The following is a 20,136-nucleotide window of genomic DNA, read 5'->3' as shown; positions in this document are numbered from 1 at the left end:
TCGCCGCAGAAAGAGGCGTCGCAAAGTCGAAGTCGCCCGCGTAAGCAGCCCGCCCGCGCTCGCGAATGGCCACTGCGCCGAATACCGATACTTGGATCGCTGTTTCAGCGAGTGCCGAGGTGCTTGGCCATCGCTCCTGGCGCGCTGGTTCCTGCGATACGACGGGTCGGTTCTATCCGTTCCTCTGCTGGGCTGATTAACTTGTGCATCGCGCTCCGCCCAGCGGGCGCGCGCCACGAAACCGCCTATCGAGACCAGAGGAACAAGATGACTGCTCAACGCCCCGACCAATTCGTCCTGACGCTGTCGTGCCCGAGCGCCGCCGGGCAGGTCGCGGCCGTTGTCGGCTTTCTCGACCGGCATCACTGTTACGTCGACGCGTTGACCGTATTCGACGACGATTTGAGCAACCGCTTCTTTGTTCGCTGTATGTTTCATCCGACCGACGGGACAGCGCTGAGCATCGATGCGCTGCGCGAAGAATTCGCGCCAATCGCCGCCGGCTTCGAGATGCAGTGGGCGATCCACGACGTCAATGCGCGTCCGAAGGTGCTCATCATGGTGTCCAAGCTCGAACACTGCCTCGCGGACTTGCTTTTCCGCTGGAGAATGGGCGAGCTGAAGATGGAAATCGTCGGCATTGTGTCGAATCACCCCGATTTCCGAGCCCTCGCCGAACAGCACGATTTGCCGTTCCACCATTTCCCGATCACACCGGAGACGAAGGCGCAGCAGGAAGCGAAGTGGCTCGACCTGTTCGAGTCGAGCGGTGCTGAGCTGCTGATCCTCGCCCGCTACATGCAAGTGCTGTCGCCCGAGACGAGCGCGATGCTCGCTAACCGCGCGATCAATATTCACCATTCGTTCCTTCCCGGTTTCAAGGGCGCAAAACCGTATCATCAAGCGCACGCCCGCGGCGTGAAGCTGATCGGCGCAACCGCGCACTTCGTGACCGACGATCTCGACGAGGGGCCGATCATCGAGCAAGTCGTCGAGCGCGTCGATCATGCTTACCGGCCGGAACAACTGCTTGCGGTTGGGAGGGACGTCGAGTGCATCACGCTCGCCCGCGCGGTCAAGGCCTTCATCGAGCGGCGGGTGTTCCTGAACGGTGATCGCACGGTCGTCTTCCAGTAGCCGAACCAAGCCGCTGGCTCTTGCGCCTCACCGTTGACGCAAAAATATTGCAGGCGCGCGCATTGTCATCTCAGTTACAAGAACGCTTGCGAGAATCCCCTCCCAACGGAGGATTCTCGACATGGCGCAAGAGAAATATCTCGGCAAGCAGCTCGGCGACTGCATCCATACCCTATCCCGCCGCGACTTTCTGAAGCTCGCGGGCGCTTCCGGGCTTGCGACGGCGGCAGGGACGTTCCCGTCACCGAGCAACGCCGGTCCGTCAAGCCCGGATGGCACCCCCGAGCAGGTCCACTTGACCTGGGGCGACGACCCCTGCACGGAAGTCGTCATCTCCTGGGCTTCCGCTACGCAAGCCATCAATCCCTGCGCGCGCGTGCGCGGGGCAGACGAGACCAAAGCTCGCTCGATTCCCGCGATTCAGCGCATTTATACCGATGGGTTGAACGGCGAGACGGTCTTCACGTACCACGTCCGCGTGCGTTATCTGAAGCCCGGCACGCGCTACGAATACGCTGTGAGCGCCGACAACGACAGTAACGCGGCCACGCCCTTCAGCGCCAGCTTTCAGACCGCTCCGCACGGCCGAGCGCCGTTTCGCTGGACGAGCTACGGCGACCTCGCGACGCCAAACACCGCATGGGTCCTGTCGTCGCCGCAAAGCCGGTTTGCGGTGCAGGCCGTCGAGCAGTTCGCGCCGCTCTTTCATTTGTTGAACGGCGATCTTTGCTACGCGAACCTGAACCCGCAACATCAGCCGGAAGTATGGCGCGACTTCGGCAACAACAATCAAGCGTCGGCGGCCAATCGACCGTGGATGCCGTGCCCTGGTAACCACGAGATCGAGTTCAACAACGGGGCCCAAGGCTTCGAGTCGTATCTGACGCGCTACATGCTGCCCGACAACGGTACGGCGTTTTCGGGACGCTGGTACAGCTTCCGCGTGAGCTCAGTGTTGTTCGTTTCGCTCGACGCGGATGATGTCGTCTACCAGGATGCGGGTGCTTTCGTCGCGGGTCCCGACCCGCTCGTGCCCGCTCCAGCCACCGGCGAGCAGCCCATCGAACCTGGCACGTCGTTCTACGTTCGCGGATACAGCAACGGCGAGCAAACGCGCTGGCTCGAAAAAACGTTGCGTAAAGCGGCGGCGGACGAGGATATCGATTGGATCGTCGTGCAAATGCACCAGGATTCCCTCACCACGGCCAAGAACGGCAATGGCTGCGACAAAGGCATTCGAGAAGCCTGGCTGCCGCTTTTCGATCGTTATGGCGTGGACCTTGTGCTATGCGGGCACGACCACGACTACGAGCGAAGCTATCCGGTACGCGGCTGCAATCATCGCGCAGGCTTCGATGCGGTGACTGGAGAAGTGGTGGAAACGCTGCAGCCTCGCCCAGTGTTGCCGGCGGATCCGAACACCTCGACCTTCGACACAACGCACGGCACAATCCATTTGATCCTGGGCGGCGGCGGCACGAGCGCGCCCTCCGACGTCTACGCCGAGAACCCGACTAGCGGGAAGCCGCGTGCGAAGGTCTTCACGAGACCTAACCGCCCCGTTCCGGGCTCGTCGCCGAACACCTATGTGAGAAATCCGGCGGACGCCCTGGAGGACGCCATCTGGTCTGCGCGACGCGATACCGCAAGTGCATATGGGATCGCCGTGTTCGATCACGATCCAGGCGAGCGCGGCGGAAACACGACGATCACGATGAGTTACTACCATGCGGTCGGCGCCGACAAGACGCCGACGCCTGAATACTCGCTGTTCGAGACGATCGTGTTGATGAAGAAGCGTCGGGGTTGAGGGGCGATGGGCGTTGCGATGACTGAACAGCATCTTTCGACCGGTTCAGGTTAGTACTCGACGAGGGCACCGTCTCACTTTTTCTTTTCCCCCGCCGGCAGCAAACCAAGGGCTGCCCACAACGGCTTGCCTCCGGCTGCATCGTTCGAAAGCAGCTCGTCGAGCAATGCTGGCAACGGCTTGCCGCCCCACTCGAGTGCGCGCTGAATCATGTACGGCACGGGGCTATGCGGCTCATAACGCATAAGGTATTCGGCGATTGAAGCCAATTGGCGGTAAGCATCTTCCCGACTCCGCGGCAGGCCGGGCATTGTAATTTGCGTACCTTCGCGCTCCGACGCTGGCGCATTGACGCCAACTTCGCCCGACGACACTGGCACCGGCGGCTCAACATTCGGATACATGGCGAGGTACTCCCTCAGTACAAGTTCTGCTTCGTCCATCGTTTTGGTCAGGGCGGCGAAGCTTGGCGCTTCAGCTCCGAGTCGAGGCGTACACCATGCGTCGACTTTAGCGATCAACGGTCGTGAAGCCGCTAGCGCCGACTGCTTGGCTTGCATCGAATCGGGCGTCGCGCAGCGTGCCGCCTCGCTCAGCGTTGTTACCGCGTTCGCCGCCGCTTCGCGCTTTGCCGCCGGCACATCCTTGCGTGCGCCAACGGTAAGCGCTTCTCGCTGCGCCGCTTGCCATTGCGCAAGCGTGACGCGCAGTCCATCGCGCCCTGTGAACAACTCGGCCCGCACCGACAAAACATCCGCGTACGCACCCGCGAGCCACGAAAGTGGCGCGGCGCGATATCCGAAATCACCTTCGCGAGGCAGCGGATGCAAATCGTCCCAATAGCGCTCGCATAGCCCCCAAACCAGCTCGAAACAATGCGGCAACGCGACCCACCCATAACGATGCAGCCAACTCTCCCCAAGCCAGGCCGCAATCGTCAGGTCCTTACTACGCTCGCACAGCAACCGCCGGCAACGCGTTTCAACCTCGTCCCAATTCGCCACTTTCAATTCGGTTTGCCATATGCCGGCCGGCAAACTCGCATCGTCTTCGCGGCGCGCGGCGCGTATGGCGTCGAACTCGGGATCGTGCAAAAGCGGCTCGCCACATGGCGCACTCCCCGGTACGGGCTCCAGCAGCGCCGCGATGTCCAGGTTCGGCTTCATCCGCGCCCCGCTTCAATTTGAGTCGACGGCACCGGATACGTCACGGTCGGCATCCCGCGCCCCTCGAACGCCGGCGCCGCAACCGGCAAATCCGGCATGGCGAGCGGCATCTTCCCCGCGCCGACAAAACCGATACGCATGAACATCCTCGCAGTCTGGATATCGCCTTTGCGGTCTCGCACGGGCACGGTCAATAGCATCCGGCCCGGCAGCTGACCCAAGTTCGAGGGGCCGCCTTCGTCTCGCGTCTGATGCAGGCGCACGATGCGCAACAACGCCCACGTGTCACTGGCTCCCCATCTCGCCACGTCATCCTCGCTCGAAAGCGTCGGTTGTCCGGCATCGATCATCGGCTGCCACTGCGAGTCCTTTGCCCAGCGCAAGCTGATCGATGCCGGCAAGCCGGGCTTCCAGCGCGCGGGCACCGCCCCCGACGAAGGATAGGTGAGCACATCGCCGCCGCTCGCGAGCTTCCATTCGATGACCTGGTCGGCACCGACCTCATCCAGTCGATCGACTCGCCACTCGACGTTCACTTCCATTCCTTGCAGCGTCCCGTCCGCCCCGCGCGCGACAAGCGCATCGAGCCATGGTTTCGCGCGCGCCAACTGTTCGATGAATCGTTCGTCGCTCGGATGCCCTCGCCCGACAGCGGCCGCGGCAGCAAGTCCACGCTGCGCGGCGGCGAGATCTTTGTCGAGCAACGCCGTGAATGCCACGGTCTGCTGCAGGTCGGCGGCGGGCGCGCCGGCGTCCGCGGCAAACGGGAAGCGCCCGGCAAGATAGCGCGCGAAGTAGCCGCGGATCTGTTGATACGCCTCCATGCCGCCGCCCATCTGCAGCCTGAAGCACTGCTCGCGCGCCGACGAGACGAGACGGACCCCGGCGCTTGCGACGATGTCGCCGGTCCCGGGTACATCGATCTGAGCGAGCGACGCGCTGCAATTGTCGATGTCGAGCTTGTCGAGCTGATCGGCGATGATCGCCGGCACCGCGATCATCGCGCTAGTCGGACTCTTTGCGCGATACTGCGCGAGATCGGCGGACAGCGCCCTCCAGCGGCCGACGAGGCGCGCGTCGGCCGGCTCGAGCGGCTGCTTTTGCGTGTTCAGCCAGTCGAGCGCACTGGCCGCGCTTCCCGCCATCTCGGCAATGGCCGCCCCTTGTGCCGCCAGATACGATTGCAGGGCCTGCGGCGTCGCCGCCCCAAATGCGCGCAGCGCGCCACCGGGCCTACCGTCCCAGTCAGAGAAATCGCCTCGTATGGGACGAAACGGCGCAATCGACTGAACTTGCGCTTCGGCCATGCGCAGAACGTTCAATGCGGCATCGCTCACGTGCAGCGCCACGCTCGCCGCCAAATCGTCCCGGCCTAACGAATCGAATGCTGCCATCAGGTCGAGCGCACTCTTGCGCAAGGCATCGAATTGGACGGCGGCATCCGCGGCAGAGCTCCCCTGACGCTGCGTGACGAGCGATGCGGGCGCCGACAGTGCGCTCACCATGCTCTGTATGGTGTCGTTGCCCGCCGCCGAGAGCAGTGCGCTTCGATAAGCATCGGGCGCCTGCGCAAGCGGCCCCGCAACGTACTGCCGATAGGCCGGCAGCATCGCCAGCGCGCGCTGAATGCTGTTCACGTCGACATTGCGGATCGCCGCGTTGGCATCGTCCGACGCGGCAAAAGGCTGCGCGAGCAGCGTGCGCAACGCCTCGCGCAACGGCTGCAGGTCGGGCGCGAGCTGCAGCCCGCTCGAAGGCGCGGCGCTCAGCACGCCCGGCAAGTTTCCATTGACGAGCCAGCGTGCGGCAAACTCGCTCTGCTCCGCCTGCTCGTGCGTCTGCACGGCTTGCACCGGGGCATCGCCGATCAAACGCAGATGCTGCGCGGTCTCGAACAGCGCGCTCAACCCCGGCACGAGTTCCTTGCCGCGCGCGCTCGCCCATCCATGATCGGCAGTGTCGATCTGCGTGGCTAGCGTATCGATGCGGCCGGCGAGCGCGGCGAGCGTGGTGTCTGTAGGCACGGCGCCAGGGGCGCGGAGATTTGCAAGCATCGCCTGGATCTGAGCCGCATTCGCCGTCAGTGTCGAATCGGCGTATACGCGGTCGAACCACGCGTCGAAGCTTTCCTCGAAGCAGGCGCTCGCGCGTTGCCGCGCATCGATGGCGTCTTTGCCCGCGAACGAAATCGCGCCATTCTCGACAGCCGTTTCGCTGACGGCATCGTCGAGCTCGGTGCGCTGCGGAACGTGCTCCGGCAAGAGATTGGTGCCCGCCACCTCGCGCATCACCAGAGCCAGCGTCGCAACGTTGCCGCTGCGTTCCTGCACGAGCTCGTTATAGCGGGAGATCAGCCGCTCGGTTTGCGCCGCATTGTCGACAAGCCGGGAAGCCGCGACGTATTCGGGCAAGTCCTGCGGTCTCAGCGAACTGTCCCCCGACGCAGCCGGCGCAGGCGCGCCGCGCGCGGCGCACCCAAGATTCGAGAGCCGAGCGACGAGTCGATCGCGCAGCGGCTTAAAAACGAGCGAACGCAATACGTGCCGCTGCGCGTCGCCAAGCTCGCGCTCCATCATCAGATAGGAAAGCGGCATCAGCGGCGTTGCGAGGCGCCAGCGCGGTACGGTCATCAATGTCTTGGCGACCGTACCGAGGACCTGTGAAGTTGCCGCGTCGCCTCTATCGGATTCGCGATAGGTGGTGCGCGCGAGCGTCAGCGTGTCATAGGCGGCAGCGAGCTGGCGGGCGTCGGCGCGCAAGTGCCACCACGAAATTCCGATGCCGAGGCACCAGCACGCTGCCAGCAAGGCCGCGACGACAGTCGCGACGCGATACCGTCGCATCCGCAGCGCCAGCACACGTGGAATCGGCAACGCGAGCCCTTGGCCGGACAACAGCACGTCGTGCCACAGCCTTGTCGAAAACGCGGGCGTCGCGTTCCAAGCAGCCGTGTCGACGAAGGTCTCCCACTCTTCCGATGCAGCCGTGTCTTCCGCTGATTCGCGCTCCGGCGCCGAGCCGACACAATGGATGCCGCGCAACAGCGGCGCAGTGCCGTCGGCGGCACCGCGCAACGCCAGATCGATTCGATCGCGCAACGGCACATGCAGCGCCTCGAGGCGTTGCGGCAGCAGAAAAACGGCCGGATCGATGCGGCCATCGAGCGTTCCAAGCTCGATGATGGTTTCGGCAAGGGCGGCCCGCATCGAAGCGAAAGCTTCGTCGAGCCAGGACTCCTCGTAGAGCCGCTTGGGCGCGTAGGGCGAAGACCATCCGAGCGGCACGTCGGCCTTCGATCCGCGTCGCAGGCTGGCTGCGAGTCCATCGAAGCCGGCCAGCGCGTCGCAACCGCTGATCACGACATAAAGAGGGAGCATCAGACCGAACTGACGTTGCAGCGCGACGAGCTTGCGCGAAGACTCCAGCGCCAGCGCACCGACGTCGCGCGGCCGCCCTGCTCCGTCGACCAGCGTATCGGCGGAAACGACCCACACGATCGCGTCGAGTGGCCGTCCGGGGCGATTGCGCAGCAACGCTCGCAACAGGCGACGCCACGCGCCGGCGTGGCGATCGGCGGGCGGCGCGGCGAGCATGTCGTGCGGCTCGACGACGAGCAGGCCTTCGGCGTCATGCCAGACGCGTCCGAACCAGCCCGGCTCACCGGCGGGCGTCAGGCGCCAGCCGCGACAGAGCGCGCCGAGCGCGGCCGGCTCGCCGGTCGCCAATATGCGCGGGATCGAATAGGGATCGCGTACGCCCATCACGCCATGCGCAGCGCGAATCGCTGCACCGAACGTGCGCAGCGGCGCTTGGTCCTGGCGATGGCGCCACCATTGCACGGCGACGGCGATGGCGAGCCCGCAGACCAACAGTGCGATGAATGCGAGCAGGACCACGACGAGCGTCATGGCCGCTCCCCTCGCAGCGAGGCGATTATGTGCATGTCGGACGCAACTGGTACAGGCGACGACGCCTCGGCGACCGCGGGGTGCGAATCGGCGTCGCGGCGCGGCTGCTCGACGGGATAAGGCATTCGCAATTGCGGCAAGACCGCGCCGGAGACGCTCGTGCCCTGCACCCCGCCTGAATGCCTATCGACGAGCGACAGGGCGACGAACTGCTCCACTGCCCCGCGTACGCGCGCCGTCTCGATCGACCAGACGAGATGCGACACACCGAGCAGCACCAACAGTCCGCCTGCCAGCAGCAACGCGAAACGCGCCACATCGGGAAACATTTGGGTGAGCGGCAAGGCGTGACGCGCGCCGACTGCCACGTGTCCGAGTGGCGCCGCGAGATGCGCGGGTTCCGCGTCACGCTGCATCGCGAACGCAAAAAGCGCATGACGGAACTGATCGTGCCGCAAGGCGCCCTCCGTCCCGCGCAAGCGGCCCTTGAAGCCCAGGGTGAGGCAGGCGAGAAAGACGTTTGCCAGGTCGCGCCGCGCGGGGTCGCGCTCGGCAAGGAGCGTTTCGATCGCGTCAGGCAGCCGCTCGCCGGCAACGCGCGTCCCAAACACGCGCATCTCTAGCGGCCGAGCTTCCCATGCGGCACTGCCGGGCCATTCGGAAAACAGCAGCAATTCGTCGAGCACCGCAACGAACGCATATTGGGCGAGCGCGATATCGGCCTCGCCCGCCGCGCCCGTCCAAGCCATCGCCTCACGCGCAAGGCGGCGCGCCGCAGCCGTCAACTGCTCGGCGAGCGCGTCGGCCTGGGCGTCCGGCACTAGCGGCTCGCCGGCAGGATCCTCGAGCGCCGCGCGCGCTTTCATAGCATGCTCGAAAGCAGCGACGAAGGCACGGACCAACGGCGTGCGCTCGCTGCCCGGCAAGGCGCCGTAATCGCTCATGGCCTGCCCCCGCCCGCGCCTTCGGCGGTGTCGGCCGCGTCATCCGCCGGCATGAAGAGCTGTACGGCCCAAGGCGCGACGCCTGTCGTGCCGGCGCGCACGTCGATGTCGAGCGGCTGCGTGCGATCGAACCATGCATCTTCTAGCGCGATCGCGAACATGGCGGTGTCCTCGCCGGCGCTATACGTGGCCCGCTCTTCGCGCGCCAGCCGGCGCCGGGCGAGGCCGCGCATTCGCTGCCGAGCAAGCGTCGGTACGTGCGAGCGCGACGCTATCACCGTCTGCTCGAGCCACGCCCCTGCATCGCGCTCACCCGCGTCGGCCGGCATTCGCAATCCGATCACCAGCTCCTTTTGCGCCACGCCAGCGTCGAACGGCGGCGCGATCCAAAATCCTCCCGCTTCCTCCGTGAATTGACGTACGCGATATCCTTGGCGCACCGTCGACAACGCCGCCTCGATCCATTCGAGCATAGGATCGAACGACGCGAGCAGCTCCATATAGTCGAACGCGGCAAACGTGGGCACGCCGCGCTCTGGCCGCAAGCTCGCGAGCGCCCCCGTCATACCGGCCACGATCCGATAGAGATCCAACGGATGGACCGCACGCGATAAAAGCGCGGCCTCCACTTCGGGCAATCGCATCCACAACGCGCTCAGTTGCCGCTCGATCTGCGCGGCGTCGTCGAGCTCACCTGCATTGCGGGCGGCGTCGAGCCGTCCCGTCAGAAAGACACATTTCTCTCTCGCTCTCAGCGTCATGCGCATGATGCGCTGCCCGAGCACGGAATCGGGTTTGACGATCGGACACGGCGCGACGTATTCGCTCAACGCGACACCACCGCCTTGCTGCCTTAGCCGCATCAGCGGCAATCGATCGTATTCCTGATTGCCGAGATCGGTCATCAAATGCAGTCGCGGGCGCCAGGTGACTAGCGTCGCGGGCTCGCCCCCCGCCGTCAGATCGGGCACGTCGGCGCTTTCCTGCTGCCGGTAGCGCGCGGCGCGCTGATCGAGTTGACCGCCGCGATAAAGCGGCGGCACGGCCAGATAGACTGTGACGGTTTGTTCAGGAGAGCTGAACGCCTGACGCACGTCGATCTGCAAGACCGGATCGTCGCCGGTATGTCGAATGACGAGGCCGTCCGCAAGAATCGCCTCTAGCGCCGTGATACGCACGAGACCTTCCGCGAGCCCCGCTTCCTCCTGCTCCAGCGAGAGGACACCCCAGAAATGTGGACGCGCCGCCCCCGCGAGCAGCGCCGCATGACCGGCGCTATGCAGGGCCTGCGTCTGAAAATGTTGCGGCAGCAGAGGCATGCCTTCGAACCAGCAGATTGGATCGGGAAACAGATTGCGCATCATGGTTGCCGCGAGGCTCGCTAGCTTCATTCATTGAGAGATGTGCTCAGGCCGCCGAGCGTGGCGGGCTACGCAACAGTGTGACCGGCGCTTGCTCGGATCGAAGTTCATTGCTGACTCTGAGCCAAGAGCCGCAGGTCCTGGTCACCCAGTTGCAGCAGTGCTTTGGAAGGGCCGCCGTCCAGCCGGACACGATGCGCGCCTGGCGTCTGGTAATCGGCAAACACCAGGACGCCGACGGCACGTTGACCATCGAATTGGAACGGCGCGGCGATGATCTGCTGGCCCGGCACGACCTCGTACGACAGCACGTTGAGGTCCTTGGGATAATCGCGCCGCAATTGATCGCGCTGCGCGAACCATTTGGCGGCCGGCAAGCCGAGCAGCATGTCGAACAACTGCGGATTGCGCACGAGCACCGCATCGACGGCGATCGGCGTGTCGAGATTCGCTTGGCTCGCGACGCTGATTGCGAGCGTATCGACCTTGACGCGCGGCAGCGACGCTGAGCAGCCTGCGAGGAACAGCATCGTGAAAAGCCGCATCGCGCCCCGTCCGACCCTCCTCCTGGGGCGCCGAGAGCTGGCGAATCCCAACGCGCTGATCACTTCGCTACCCCCATCCGTGTCTGATTGGTCGATCGCCCGCGCCGACGCCGGCGTGGTGCTCATTGTTCGAATCTGTTATCGAGCGCGGCGCACCTCGTCTTTACCGCTGCGCCGCGCGTAGTCTACAAGTACCGCAGCGCGTGGTGCAATCCCGGTTATGCACGGCGCTGTAAAGACGGTATGCGCCGCCCTTGCATCGATCCAGCTGATTCGCCATGCGCACGGAGAACCGCCTTGATGTATGCAATCTCCTTTCAGTCTGCCGGGCCGATCGCGTCACACAAAATTTGTTTGAAATTCCTTGTGGACTATCGTAGAGTATTTTTGTCCGATGATCATGTCGGCACTGAAATTTTTTAAGCTGCTTACCATTTCATTTGCAGCGACGTCCTGGGAGACAGACGCATCTGATTGGCGATCACATGAAGTAAGCCGGCAGAGTTTTTCATGCGCGAGCACCACGGCCCGTATCGCCGAGATCATGTTGCGGCAGGGCTTCGAGTTCGCGCGGTAGCGGTTCGTGCACCGCACCGTTCCGCGGGCTTGGCGACCGAATTGACGAGACCGCGCAAGAAACAACTCGAAATGAATAAAGTGCTGTACCAGGAAACCAGCGCAATAAAAGAAGATTCCCGCAGAGGTGACCATGTCCGACAGTACCCAACACTGGTTCGAAAGGAACCGCCCGCCGCGCGTCCAAATCACGTATGACGTCGAAACCGGCAACGCCATCGAAAAAAGAGAATTGCCGCTCGTCGTCGGCCTGCTGGCAGACCTTTCGGGCAATCCCGAAACGCCTCTTCCAAAAATGACGGAACGTCGTTTTGTCGATATCGACCGCGACAACTTCAACGACGTCATGAAATCGATCGCCCCGCGCGTCACGCTGCAGGTCGACAACACGCTTGCAAAAGACGACAGCAAGCTCAATGTCGCGTTGAAGTTCGAGAACATCGACGACTTCGACCCGGTGCAGATCGTCAAGCAGATCGCGCCTCTCAAGCAGCTCTACGAGGCACGACTGAGGCTGCGCGATTTGCTCACGAAGCTCGACGGCAACGACGACCTCGACAAGCTCCTGCAGGAAGTCGTGCACAACACGCAAGGGCTCGAGGAAATCAAGTCCGCTCATCCGCACGATGCGGAGCCGCCGCAGCTCCCCGCCCCTGAAGGCGGTGAAACGCCTGCCAACTAAGCGCCCCGCCGCCAGGAGGAGTCATGTCGGACATTCAAGCCGCGGCTGCGCCCGCGCAAACGGAAACGCTTACGCTGCTCGATCGCATCGTCCATGAGGGCAGGATGGCCCACGACGAGGAGCAGCAGCAGCATGCACGCGAGCTGCTCGCGGAGTTCGCACTGCAGGTGCTCGATAAGAACATGACGGTGAGTCGCGACACTGTCGCGATGATCAACGATCATATCCGGAAGATCGACGAGCTGATCAGCGAGCAGTTGAACGCGGTGCTGCATCATCCCGACATGCAGGCACTCGAGGCATCCTGGCGCGGCCTGCACTATCTCGTCAAGAACACCGAAACGAGCACACGCCTCAAACTGCGCCTGCTCAACGTGTCGAAAAAGGACTTGCAGAACGATCTGGAAAAGGCGATCGACGTCGATACCAGCGCGCTCTTCAAGAAGATCTACGAAGAGGAATACGGCACGTTCGGCGGCCATCCGTTCAGCGTGCTGATCGGTGACTATTACTTCACGCGCCAGACCCCCGATATCAGCCTGCTCGAAAAGCTTGCGTCAGTGGCGGCTGCCGCGCATGCGCCGTTCATCTCGGCGGCGCATCCGCAATTGTTCGACATGGGCAGCTTCACCGAACTCGGTGTTCCGCGCGACCTGTCGAAGGTATTCGAGACGATCGACATGCACCGCTGGCGAGAATTCCGTAAAAGCGAAGATTCGCGCTACGTCGCGCTCGTGCTGCCGCATATTCTGATGCGCCGCCCCTATCATCCCGACAGCAATCCGGTGGATGGCATGAACTTCGTCGAGAGTGTCGACGGCACCGATCATTCGAAGTACCTGTGGGGAAACGCGGCCTATGCGCTCGGTCAGCGCATCACGAACGCGTTCGCCAAGTACAGCTGGTGCGCGGCGATTCGCGGCGTCGAAGGCGGCGGGGCCGTCGAGAAGTTGCCGGACCACATCTTCCAGACGGCCGCGGGCGACAAGGCCATGAAATGTCCGACCGAAGTCTCGATCACCGATCGCCGCGAAAAGGAGTTGGATTCGCTCGGCTTCATCGCGCTGTGTCACAAGAAGAACGAAGGGCTCGCCGTCTTCTTCGGCGGGCAGACGACGAACAAGCCCGCCGTCTACAACACGAACGAGGCGACGGCCAATGCGCGCATCTCGGCGATGCTGCCGTACGTGCTGGCCGCGTCGCGTTTCGCGCATTACATCAAGGTCATCATGCGCGACAAGGTCGGCAGCTTCATGACGCGCGACAACGTGCGCTCGTATCTGAATACCTGGATCGCTGACTATGTGCTCGTCAACGACAACGCTCCGCAGGAAATCAAAGCGCAGTATCCGTTGCGCGAAGCCCGTGTCGACGTGACCGAGGTCGCCGGCAAGCCGGGGGCTTACCGGGCCACGGTGTTCCTGAGGCCGCATTTTCAGCTAGAGGAATTGACCGCATCCATTCGCCTCGTCGCTTCGCTGCCGCCGCCGGCCGCCGCGTAAGCACACATCGAAACCGCTTTGGCGGCGCGGCCAGCGCCATTACGATCGCGCGGCGCGCTCGGGCAGGTTCGCGCCGCTTTCATACGCTTGAGGACGCTCATTCATGGATTCGATCATTCTCGACCTTGGCGACGACATCAAGGGCGAATGCACGCTCGAGGGCTACGCTGACAAAATCGAGCTGATGTCGTACAGCCACAACGTTGCAATGCAGGTGACCAACGACGTCAGCAACTCGGAGCGCACGTCGGGCAAGCCTTTCGTGGGCGAGTTCACAGTCACCAAATTCGTCGACGTCGCAACACCCACGCTCAACGAATACTGCTGCGGCGGAAAAGCAATCGCCACCGCGACCGTTATCGTCGGCCGCAACGCAGCCGAAAGCGACGGCAAGATCATGCCGTTCATCACTTACACGCTCAACAATGTCGTGCTCAGCAATGTGAGCGTATCGGGCGGCGCTGGCGGCAAGCCAGTTGAAACGCTCTCCTTGAACTTTACGAAGATCAAATGGGAGCTGACCACGCAGAAAGACGATGGCTCGAAGGAAGGTACGGCCGCGTCGACGTGGGATATGGCGGCGAACAAGTTGGCCAGCTAACTGACGTCGCACCCTCGAGAACGCTACGCAGATGCCTGCTTTCGTGCCTCCTGTCGCGCCCATGCCGCTCTTCGAGCGACTCGAGGACGACGCGCCGTTCGAAGCGGACGAACCACACATTCGGCGAACGCTTGATCCGGAGGCCCTGCGCGCGTCGGTGCGCGCCGAGCTGATGCGGCTGCTGAATACGCGGCGCGGTGCGACGCGCACGGCGGCCCGGCTCGACGTTCTGCACTACGGATTGTCTGACTGGACAGCGAAATTCGCCGCGCGTGGCGTGGACCGCTCGGCGCTGGAACGCGACGTCGCGGATGCGATTCGCGCATTCGAACCGCGACTAGGTCAGCCACGCGCAGAGGTCGATCTGGATCCCGACGCACCGTGGGGCCTGCGGCTGCGGATCACCGGAAACCTGCAGGCGGGCGGCCAGTCGTGGCCTGTCGCATTCGTCGCGCAGCTCTTGGATGGGCAGCCGGTTCATATCGCCGATGAACGACTCGCTTGACGATCTGCTGATCGATTACTATCAGCGCGAGCTGACCTACTTGCGGCGCGCTAGCGAAAACTTCGCGCATCGTTACCCGAAGATCGCGCGCCGCCTCCAGCTCGGTGCCAGCGAAAGCGCCGATCCGCATGTCGAACGGTTGCTCGAGAGCTTCGCGGTTCTTACTGCGCGCATCCAGCGCACGCTCGACGACGAGTATTCCGAGCTCACCGACGGTCTGCTCGAGCAGTTCTATCCGTATGCATCGCGGCCGCTACCGTCGATGACGATCGTACAGTTCGAAGCTGACGCGACGCAAGGCAACATCGCCGAAGGTTATATGGTGCCTCGCAATACACCGCTTCTGCATATGAACGCTAGCGGCGCGGCGATTCACTGGCGCACTTGCGCGGACGTGACGCTATGGCCCATCGAGCTGACGGATGCGCAATTGCTCAATGCGGAGGAAGCTCAGGCCGCGACATCCGATGCAACCGTTCAAGCCGCATTGCGGCTCTCGCTGCGCTGCACGGGAGCGCACCGGTTCAGCGCGCTGCCCATCGAGCAGTTGCGCGTGCGCTTGGCGGGCTCGCCGGTCACGGCCGCCGCGATGTACGACTTGCTTTGCGCGCATGGCGCCAGGGTCTATCTGCAGGCGCCGGGCGAAAAGCCGCGCGTGCTCGGGGGGCGCCCGATACCGATCGGATTCGATGACACTCATGCGCTGCTACCGCTGGAAGACGGTGTGCATCCCGCGTGCCGGCTCCTCGTCGAATACTTCACGTTTCCGGAGAAGTTCGCCTTCTTCGACTTGCCGTTCATGCCCGCTGCCGACGCAGGCGATCGACTGGACTTGCTGATCGGCTTGAGCGCCGCACCGGGCGGTCGGCTCACCTTGCACGCGCATGACTTCGCGCTCGGCTGCACGCCGGCGGTCAACCTGTTTTCGCGCACGTCGGAGCCGCTTCGGCCCGACGGCACGCAGCGTGAAATGCGCGTGAGCCCGGATGCGCATCGGGAGGCCAGCACCGAGATCTACGCCGTTCGCGCGGTTCGTTCGGTCCAAGGCTCCACGGTCGTAGAAGTTCCTCCCTACTACGGCGTTCAGCACGGCGCAGGATCGACGGTGTATTGGCATGCGCGGCGCGTGTCGGGCATGCATCCATCGCGGCCGGGGAGCGACATCATGCTGACATTCGTCGACACACGCTTCGATCCGGCAACGCCAAGCATGCGCACACTGACGGCCGACTTGTCGTGCACCAACGGCTACCTCGCGCAAGCACTCGAGCCTGGCACCGCCCTCTCCTTCGAGATGCCGGGCCCGGTTGCGAGCGTACGCATCGCCCATCGTCCAACGCCACCAGTCGCCGCCCCGCTCGACGGCAGCTCCCGCTGGCGCCTGGTATCGCAACTCATACTCAATCACGCGCCGCTCGCGCAGGGTCCGCACGCGCTCCACACGCTGCGGGAAATGCTCGAGCTGCACAATCTCGCCGCCAGCCCGGCCTCGCAAAGGCAGATCGCCGGGTTGACGGCCATCGCGAGCGAGCCGATCGTCGCACACGTCGGCGATGATTTATGGCGAGGGTGGCGCAACGGCCTCAAGGTCCGCGTCGAACTCGACAACGCTCATTTCGTCGGCGCAAGTCCGGTGCTATTCTCCGGCGTTCTCGCGCATTTCTTCTCGCTCTACGCGAGCGTCAACCGTTTCGTGCACACCACACTGATGCGCGATGGCAGGGAGATTCACGCATGGCGACCGATGCAGGGCAGCCCGCTCGTTCTGTAGCCGAGCGTCTTTTCGCCGAGCCGCATGCGTTCGAATTCGTTCAGGCCATCCGACTCATCGAGTTGTTGCGGCCTGACGCCGTTTCGCCCGGCACCGGTCTCGACCCCCGCGCCGAAGCGGTCGGTCTCAACGGTACGCTCTCGCCCGTGTTCGCACCGAGCGCGCTCGGTCCATTGCGGCGAACGGCGCGGCGCGCGCTGGCCGCGGCGGACAATGGCGAACGAGCAGCATCGCAGCCGCAACCCCAGCTTCAAGTAAATGGGTTTGCGCTCGGCGGCCCCGACGGTCCGCTACCCGACACGTATCAGGAATGGCTGCAGGACCGCCTGCGCAAGAAAGACACGTCGGCGGCGGCGTTCCTCGATCTGTTCCAGCACCGGCTCATCGCGCTGCTCTATCGGGCGAAGCGCAAGTTCCGCATCGCCGATCCGTACCGCGAGCCCCGTAAAGGTCCGGCGGACGTCATCTTGCGGGGGATCGCGGGCCTCCAACTGGGCGCACGACGCCAAGCGGTGCCGGCGCCTGGTCTCGATGTGGACGCGGTGCTCGCGCGCGCCGGGCTGTTCGCGAACCGGCGCCGATCGGTGGCCGGCTTCGATGTGCTGGCCGCTCACCACTTCGGCATCAACGTCCGTACAGCACCTTTTGCGGGCGGCTGGCGCGCGCTTCCTGACGAAAGCACGACACGCATCGGGCGCGCTGGGCGTAACCACTGGCTTGGCGCAGGCGCCGTGGCCGGCACTCGCATCTGGGATGAGCACCGAGGCGTGCGGATCAGCCTCGGCCCGCTCACGCTCGCGCAATACGAAGCCTACCTGCCTGGCGGCCGCCGCCATGCGGAGCTCCGCGCGCTTGCGGCCGCCTATTTCGGCGCCGAGCTCTACCTGCACATTGAAGTGCATCTCGCACGCGGCGAGCAGCCGCGTGCGCGGCTCTCTTCCGAGCGTCCGCTCCGTCTAGGCTGGACAGCATGGGCGGGCACGGGCGAGACATCGCCCGCGCGGATCGCGCACGTGACGATCGCAGGAGGCGCCGGAGCACGGCCATGACCATCGATCTGAAAACACTCGTCGCCAAGCTGGAACGTCCGGCCCGCGCGGCGCTCGAACGCGCGGCGCAAAGCTGCCTGCGGCAAACGCATTTCGAAGTCGAGATCGAGCATCTACTGCTCGAAATGCTCGACATTGAAGGCGGCGATTTCGCCTGCGTGCTGCCGCACTTCAATCTCGAGCGAGATACATTGATCGCCGAAATCCGCGCGGCGCTCGAGCAGTTCAAGCGCGGGAACACTCGCACGCCGGCGTTTTCGCGAAACGTCGTTCTGCTGCTTCAAGACGCGCTCGTGCAGTCCACCATCGTGCTGCGACAACCGCTTGCCGGCTCCGGCACGTTGCTGCTCGCGATGCTTGAAAACGAGGGAATATGCGCGCAGCTGTCGGCCAGTGTTCCGTCGGTCCTGCGGATATCGCCGGCCACGCTGCGCATCAACTTCGAGACTTGGCTCACGTCCTCGTCGGAACGAATTGCCGCCGCAAAAGCGCCGGCCACCGGGACGAGCAGCGGCACGGCCGATACATCGGCGGCACTCGATCAATACACGCAGGATCTGACCGCCGATGCGCGCGCGGGCCGCATCGACCCGATCGTCGGACGCAATGCCGAAATCCGGCAGACGGTCGACATTCTGCTGCGGCGCCGGCAAAACAATCCGATCCTCGTTGGCGCGCCGGGCGTCGGCAAGACTGCCGTCGTCGAAGGGCTCGCCCTGCGCATTGCCGCGGGCGATGTGCCGCCGCCGTTGGCGAACGTCGTCTTACGCGTGCTCGATTTGGCGCTGTTGCAGGCCGGCGCCGGCGTCAAGGGCGAATTCGAACAGAGACTCAAGAGCGTGATCGACGAAGTGAAACGCTCGCCGCGGCCCGTGATCCTCTTCATCGACGAGGCGCACACGATGATCGGCGCCGGGGGGGCGGAAGGCGGCAGCGACGTGGCGAATCTGCTGAAGCCCGCGCTCGCGCGCGGCGAGCTGCGAACGATCGCGGCCACCACTTGGCTGGAATACAAGAAATACTTCGAAAAAGACCCGGCGCTCGCTCGGCGCTTTCAGCTCGTGCAAGTCGAAGAGCCTGACGAGAGCACCGCCGTCGCGATGCTGCGCGGCGTCGCGGGCAAGCTCGAACAACATCACCGAGTCTCGGTGCTCGAAGCGGCGATCGTCGACGCAGTCAAGCTGTCGCACCGCTATATCTCCGGCCGGCAATTGCCGGACAAGGCCATCGCCGTGCTTGATACCGCCTGCGCGCGAGTCGCGCTCGCCCAGCACGATACGCCGCCGCAGCTCGAGGCCGCGCGGCATCGTGAGCAATCGCTGCGCGACGAACTCGAACGGCTCAAGCAGGAGATGGTCATGGGCGCCAACCACGCTGCCCGGCTTGCCGCGCTCGACGCCGAGCATCAGCGCAACGCGGCGCTCGTGCGTGAGCTCGACGAGCGTTGGCGCCAGGAATCGGCGACGGTCCGCGAAATCCTCGACACGCGCGCAAGACTGGCGGAGTTGGACCGAACGCTGCGCGCGACGCCGGGCGCGGACGAAGAGCAAAAGGAACAGCTCGAGGACCTTGCGGCGGAACTCGTTCGCCTCGAAAGTGGACTCGAGGCGATTGGCGACGATGACCCGATGGTGCCGGTCTGCGTCGACTCGAAGGCGGTCGCCGCGGTCATCGCAAGCTGGACAGGCATTCCGGTCGGGAAGATGCTGGCCGATGAAGCGCATGCCGTGCGGACGCTGAAAACGCGCCTCGCGCAGCGCATCGTTGGGCAGGACGCCGCGCTCGATCGCATAGCGAAGCGCATCCAGGCGTATCGCGCGGGCTTGACCGATCCTTTGAAGCCGGTCGGCGTCTTCCTACTCGTCGGGCCGACCGGGGTCGGCAAGACCGAGACGGCTTATGCGCTCGCCGATGCGCTCTATGGCGGCGAGCGCAATCTGATTTCGATCAATCTTTCCGAATACCAGGAGGCGCATACCGTATCGCAACTCAAAGGCGCGCCGCCCGGATACGTCGGCTATGGCGTCGGCGGCATGCTGACGGAGGCGGTGCGGCGCCGGCCGTACAGTGTCGTGCTGCTCGACGAAATCGAGAAAGCGCATCCCGATGTGCTCGAGGCGTTCTACAACGTGTTCGACAAAGGCACGATGGAAGACGGGACCGGACTGACGGTCGATTTCCGTAACACGGTGATCCTCGCGACCAGCAATGTCGGCGCGGAGTTGCTGCTGCAAGCGCCTGCCGAGACACTGGCAACCGATGCGTTCGCCAAGCGTCTGCGCGAAGCGTTGCTGAGCGCCTTCCGGCCGGCGTTTCTCGCGCGCATGACGACAGTGCCTTATCAACCGCTCGGGGATTCGATGTTGCGCGCCATCATCGAAAAGAAGCTTGAGCAATTGAAAACTCGATATCACGACGCCACCGGCAAGCAATTCGCGTTCGATGAAGGCATCGTCGGCGCGGTGCTCGCGCGCTGCCGCGCCGCAGGCGCGCGAGAGATCGACAACGTCTTGATGAACGAGCTCGTGGGAACACTGGCGCAGTGGGCGCTCGAATGAACGTGCGATACGTCCTCTTAC

General features: G+C 64.1%; 14 protein-coding genes. 9 read left to right on the top strand and 5 right to left on the bottom strand.

Features of this window, described 5'->3' with window-relative positions; genetic code table 11:
* The first annotated feature begins 267 nt into the window (after positions 1-267).
* Both purU and AB4Y31_RS27215 read left to right on the top strand, forming a co-directional pair.
* Positions 268-1,137, top strand: a complete 870-nt coding sequence (gene purU / locus AB4Y31_RS27220) for a formyltetrahydrofolate deformylase (protein WP_368676729.1) — start codon at positions 268-270, stop codon at positions 1,135-1,137.
* Positions 1,138-1,258: 121 nt separating this feature from the next.
* On the top strand, positions 1,259-2,947 hold the full coding sequence (locus tag AB4Y31_RS27215; RefSeq protein ID WP_368676728.1) for a fibronectin type III domain-containing protein: 1,689 nt from the start codon (positions 1,259-1,261) through the stop codon (positions 2,945-2,947).
* Positions 2,948-3,021: 74 nt separating this feature from the next.
* Here AB4Y31_RS27215 and tssA read toward each other — a convergent pair whose 3' ends face one another.
* From tssA to AB4Y31_RS27190, 5 genes are all read right to left on the bottom strand, one after another.
* Entirely contained in the window at positions 3,022-4,113 is a 1,092-nt protein-coding gene (gene tssA / locus AB4Y31_RS27210; protein WP_368676727.1) for a type VI secretion system protein TssA, read from the bottom strand.
* Positions 4,110-8,021 (bottom strand): type VI secretion protein IcmF/TssM N-terminal domain-containing protein, encoded by a 3,912-nt coding sequence (locus AB4Y31_RS27205; protein ID WP_368676726.1) that lies wholly within the window; start codon positions 8,019-8,021, stop codon positions 4,110-4,112. Before AB4Y31_RS27205 ends, tssA begins: the two co-directional genes overlap by 4 nt.
* Entirely contained in the window at positions 8,018-8,965 is a 948-nt protein-coding gene (locus AB4Y31_RS27200; protein ID WP_368676725.1) for a DotU family type IV/VI secretion system protein, read from the bottom strand. Before AB4Y31_RS27200 ends, AB4Y31_RS27205 begins: the two co-directional genes overlap by 4 nt.
* The gene (tssK, locus tag AB4Y31_RS27195; protein WP_368676724.1) at positions 8,962-10,329 is read right to left on the bottom strand and encodes a type VI secretion system baseplate subunit TssK; all 1,368 of its coding nucleotides are present in this window, start codon (positions 10,327-10,329) and stop codon (positions 8,962-8,964) included. The genes AB4Y31_RS27200 and tssK overlap by 4 nt, the downstream gene beginning before the upstream one ends.
* Positions 10,330-10,433: 104 nt before the next feature.
* Positions 10,434-10,871 carry a hypothetical protein gene (locus AB4Y31_RS27190; RefSeq protein ID WP_368676723.1) on the bottom strand — a complete coding sequence of 146 codons (438 nt, stop codon included), beginning with the start codon at positions 10,869-10,871 and terminating at the stop codon, positions 10,434-10,436.
* Between the two features lie 709 nt (positions 10,872-11,580).
* Here AB4Y31_RS27190 and tssB point away from each other — a divergent pair.
* The 7 genes from tssB to tssH all read left to right on the top strand — a co-directional run bounded on the left by tssB (position 11,581) and on the right by tssH (position 20,115).
* A complete protein-coding gene (gene tssB, locus AB4Y31_RS27185; protein ID WP_368676722.1) occupies positions 11,581-12,129 on the top strand; it encodes a type VI secretion system contractile sheath small subunit in 549 nt (182 codons plus the stop codon).
* Between the two features lie 23 nt (positions 12,130-12,152).
* Positions 12,153-13,631 (top strand): type VI secretion system contractile sheath large subunit, encoded by a 1,479-nt coding sequence (gene tssC, locus AB4Y31_RS27180; protein ID WP_368676721.1) that lies wholly within the window; start codon positions 12,153-12,155, stop codon positions 13,629-13,631.
* 103 nt (positions 13,632-13,734) lie between these two features.
* Positions 13,735-14,232, top strand: coding sequence for an Hcp family type VI secretion system effector (locus tag AB4Y31_RS27175; protein WP_368676720.1), 498 nt, complete (start codon positions 13,735-13,737; stop codon positions 14,230-14,232).
* 31 nt (positions 14,233-14,263) lie between these two features.
* The gene (gene tssE, locus AB4Y31_RS27170; RefSeq protein ID WP_368676719.1) at positions 14,264-14,737 is read left to right on the top strand and encodes a type VI secretion system baseplate subunit TssE; all 474 of its coding nucleotides are present in this window, start codon (positions 14,264-14,266) and stop codon (positions 14,735-14,737) included.
* On the top strand, positions 14,721-16,508 hold the full coding sequence (gene tssF / locus AB4Y31_RS27165) for a type VI secretion system baseplate subunit TssF (protein WP_368676718.1): 1,788 nt from the start codon (positions 14,721-14,723) through the stop codon (positions 16,506-16,508). The genes tssE and tssF overlap by 17 nt, the downstream gene beginning before the upstream one ends.
* Entirely contained in the window at positions 16,472-17,557 is a 1,086-nt protein-coding gene (gene tssG / locus AB4Y31_RS27160) for a type VI secretion system baseplate subunit TssG (RefSeq protein WP_368676717.1), read from the top strand. The genes tssF and tssG overlap by 37 nt, the downstream gene beginning before the upstream one ends.
* A complete protein-coding gene (gene tssH / locus AB4Y31_RS27155; protein ID WP_368676716.1) occupies positions 17,554-20,115 on the top strand; it encodes a type VI secretion system ATPase TssH in 2,562 nt (853 codons plus the stop codon). Before tssG ends, tssH begins: the two co-directional genes overlap by 4 nt.
* Positions 20,116-20,136: the final 21 nt, after the last annotated feature.

This window comes from Trinickia sp. EG282A (genome assembly GCF_040965455.1).
Classification (GTDB): Bacteria; Pseudomonadota; Gammaproteobacteria; order Burkholderiales; family Burkholderiaceae; genus Trinickia; species Trinickia symbiotica.
The sequence above is the reverse complement of the archived record's forward strand: the minus strand, read 5'-3'. Positions and strand labels throughout refer to the sequence as shown.

Excerpts from the sequence above, each read along its gene's own strand:
- purU (WP_368676729.1), top strand. The coding sequence starts at position 268 with ATGACTGCTCAACGCCCCGACCAATTCGTCCTGACGCTGTCGTGCCCG.
- AB4Y31_RS27215 (WP_368676728.1), top strand. The coding sequence starts at position 1,259 with ATGGCGCAAGAGAAATATCTCGGCAAGCAGCTCGGCGACTGCATCCAT.
- tssA (WP_368676727.1), bottom strand. The coding sequence starts at position 4,113 with ATGAAGCCGAACCTGGACATCGCGGCGCTGCTGGAGCCCGTACCGGGG.
- AB4Y31_RS27205 (WP_368676726.1), bottom strand. The coding sequence starts at position 8,021 with ATGACGCTCGTCGTGGTCCTGCTCGCATTCATCGCACTGTTGGTCTGC.
- AB4Y31_RS27200 (WP_368676725.1), bottom strand. The coding sequence starts at position 8,965 with ATGAGCGATTACGGCGCCTTGCCGGGCAGCGAGCGCACGCCGTTGGTC.
- tssK (WP_368676724.1), bottom strand. The coding sequence starts at position 10,329 with ATGATGCGCAATCTGTTTCCCGATCCAATCTGCTGGTTCGAAGGCATG.
- AB4Y31_RS27190 (WP_368676723.1), bottom strand. The coding sequence starts at position 10,871 with ATGCGGCTTTTCACGATGCTGTTCCTCGCAGGCTGCTCAGCGTCGCTG.
- tssB (WP_368676722.1), top strand. The coding sequence starts at position 11,581 with ATGTCCGACAGTACCCAACACTGGTTCGAAAGGAACCGCCCGCCGCGC.
- tssC (WP_368676721.1), top strand. The coding sequence starts at position 12,153 with ATGTCGGACATTCAAGCCGCGGCTGCGCCCGCGCAAACGGAAACGCTT.
- AB4Y31_RS27175 (WP_368676720.1), top strand. The coding sequence starts at position 13,735 with ATGGATTCGATCATTCTCGACCTTGGCGACGACATCAAGGGCGAATGC.
- tssE (WP_368676719.1), top strand. The coding sequence starts at position 14,264 with ATGCCTGCTTTCGTGCCTCCTGTCGCGCCCATGCCGCTCTTCGAGCGA.
- tssF (WP_368676718.1), top strand. The coding sequence starts at position 14,721 with ATGAACGACTCGCTTGACGATCTGCTGATCGATTACTATCAGCGCGAG.
- tssG (WP_368676717.1), top strand. The coding sequence starts at position 16,472 with ATGGCGACCGATGCAGGGCAGCCCGCTCGTTCTGTAGCCGAGCGTCTT.
- tssH (WP_368676716.1), top strand. The coding sequence starts at position 17,554 with ATGACCATCGATCTGAAAACACTCGTCGCCAAGCTGGAACGTCCGGCC.